Below are 1,849 nucleotides of genomic sequence, written 5' to 3'. Positions count from 1 at the left end.
GCCGCCGTTCTGTTGAACGCCAAGCTGGAACCGATCGGTACCCGTATTTTTGGACCTGTCACACGCGAACTGCGTACTGAGAAGTTCATGAAAATCGTGTCCCTGGCACCGGAAGTCCTGTAAGGAGTCGTAATGGATAAGATTCGTAAAAACGACGAAGTCATCGTTCTGACCGGGAAAGACAAGGGCAAACGTGGTGTGGTACAGCAGCGTATCGATGCTGAACATATCGTGGTTGACGGCATTAACATCGCTAAAAAAGCGACTAAGCCAAACCCGATGACTGGCGTAACTGGTGGTATCGTCGATAAGACCATGCCAATTCACGTGTCCAACGTTGCATTGTTTAATGCAGCGACTGGCAAGGCAGATCGCGTGGGTTTCAAAGAAGTGGACGGCAAGAAAGTTCGCATCTTTAAATCCTCCGGCGAAGTAGTGAAGGCTTAAGAAATCATGGCACGTCTCCAAGAATTCTATAAAGAAAAAGTCGTTGCCGACCTGACCAGCAAGTTTGGTTACAAGTCGGTAATGGAAGTTCCACGCCTGACCAAGATCACCCTGAACATGGGTGTTGGTGAGGCTATCGCGGATAAAAAAGTTCTCGAGCACGCAGTTGCTGACTTGACCAAGATCGCCGGCCAGAAGCCAGTGACCACCAAGTCCCGCAAAGCGATCGCAGGCTTCAAAATCCGTGAAGGTTACCCGATCGGTACGATGGTCACCCTGCGCGGCGCTCGCATGTACGAGTTCCTGGATCGCTTCATTACCGTGGCTCTGCCGCGCGTACGCGATTTCCGTGGTGTGAACGGCCGTGCATTTGATGGTCGTGGCAACTACAACATCGGTGTCAAGGAACAGATCATTTTCCCTGAAATCGAATACGACAAGATTGACGCGTTGCGCGGTATGAATATCAGCATCACGACAACCGCTAAGACCGATGACGAAGCCAAAGCTTTGCTCGCCGCCTTTAAATTCCCTTTCAGGAACTGATCATGGCCAAACTGTCACTGATTAATCGTGAGATCAAGCGTGCTGACCTGGTGGCGAAATTCGCCCCTAAGCGCGAAGCTCTCAAGGCCATCGTCGATGACCAATCGAAATCGGAAGAAGAGCGCTACGAAGCTCGCCTGAAACTGCAGGCGCTGCCACGTAACTCGAACCCGACGCGTCAACGTAACCGTTGCGCCATCACTGGTCGTCCGCGCGGCACATTCCGTAAATTCGGTCTGGGTCGTATCAAGCTCCGTGAATTCGCCATGCGTGGTGAAATTCCGGGTATGACAAAAGCAAGCTGGTAATAGGAGAATATGCAATGAGTATGAGCGATCCTATCGCCGATATGCTGACCCGCATTCGCAATGCACAAGGCGTGCAAAAGACGACCGTGGCCATGCCATCGTCGAAAGTCAAAATTGCGATTGCCAGCGTCCTGAAGGACGAGGGTTACATTGAAGATTTCGCTGTTGCCGAAGCTGGTGGCAAAGCGGAACTGAAAATCGGTTTGAAGTATTATGTTGGCCGTCCCGTCATTGAGCGCTTGGAGCGCGTGTCCCGTCCGGGTCTGCGCGTCTACAAGGGTAAAGACGAGATCCCTGTTGTGATGAATGGCTTGGGTGTGGCGATCGTGTCGACTCCGCAAGGCGTCATGACTGACCGCAAAGCACGCGCTACCGGTGTCGGCGGCGAAGTTATTTGCTACGTGGCTTAAGGAGTTACACATGTCTCGAGTAGCTAAAATGCCTATCGTAGTGCCAGCTGGCGCCGAAGTCGCCATCTCCGCACAAGCGATCACCGTAAAAGGCCCGCTGGGCGTACTTTCCCAGGCCCTCACCGGCCAGGTCAAAGT

5 protein-coding genes and 1 pseudogene are annotated in these 1,849 nt (G+C 52.6%); all 6 read left to right on the top strand.

Features of this window, described 5'->3' with window-relative positions; genetic code table 11:
* A partial coding sequence (locus ASN89_RS26800; RefSeq protein WP_200969135.1) for an uL14 family ribosomal protein occupies positions 1 to 123 on the top strand: 123 nt, incomplete at its 5' end.
* Between the two features lie 9 nt (positions 124 to 132).
* Complete coding sequence (gene rplX, locus ASN89_RS26795) at positions 133 to 447, top strand: 50S ribosomal protein L24 (RefSeq protein ID WP_034753204.1); 315 nt, start codon at positions 133 to 135, stop codon at positions 445 to 447.
* Between the two features lie 6 nt (positions 448 to 453).
* The gene (gene rplE / locus ASN89_RS26790) at positions 454 to 993 is read left to right on the top strand and encodes a 50S ribosomal protein L5 (protein ID WP_010394421.1); all 540 of its coding nucleotides are present in this window, start codon (positions 454 to 456) and stop codon (positions 991 to 993) included.
* A gap of 2 nt (positions 994 to 995) precedes the next feature.
* Positions 996 to 1,301: a 30S ribosomal protein S14 gene (gene rpsN, locus ASN89_RS26785; protein ID WP_010394423.1), complete on the top strand. Its 306-nt coding sequence runs from the start codon at positions 996 to 998 to the stop codon at positions 1,299 to 1,301.
* Positions 1,302 to 1,315: 14 nt separating this feature from the next.
* Complete coding sequence (gene rpsH, locus ASN89_RS26780; protein WP_034753208.1) at positions 1,316 to 1,711, top strand: 30S ribosomal protein S8; 396 nt, start codon at positions 1,316 to 1,318, stop codon at positions 1,709 to 1,711.
* A gap of 10 nt (positions 1,712 to 1,721) precedes the next feature.
* A pseudogene (locus ASN89_RS29625) lies at positions 1,722 to 1,849 on the top strand (50S ribosomal protein L6); the annotation flags it as partial.

The sequence above is a fragment of the Janthinobacterium sp. Ant5-2-1 genome, assembly GCF_001445815.1.
GTDB classification, from domain to species: Bacteria; Pseudomonadota; Gammaproteobacteria; order Burkholderiales; family Burkholderiaceae_D; genus Janthinobacterium; species Janthinobacterium lividum_E.
The sequence above is the reverse complement of the archived record's forward strand: the minus strand, read 5'-3'. Positions and strand labels throughout refer to the sequence as shown.

Bases quoted from the DNA above. Each gene is read 5' to 3' on its own strand.
- rplX (WP_034753204.1), top strand. From the start codon at position 133: ATGGATAAGATTCGTAAAAACGACGAAGTCATCGTTCTGACCGGGAAA.
- rplE (WP_010394421.1), top strand. From the start codon at position 454: ATGGCACGTCTCCAAGAATTCTATAAAGAAAAAGTCGTTGCCGACCTG.
- rpsN (WP_010394423.1), top strand. From the start codon at position 996: ATGGCCAAACTGTCACTGATTAATCGTGAGATCAAGCGTGCTGACCTG.
- rpsH (WP_034753208.1), top strand. From the start codon at position 1,316: ATGAGTATGAGCGATCCTATCGCCGATATGCTGACCCGCATTCGCAAT.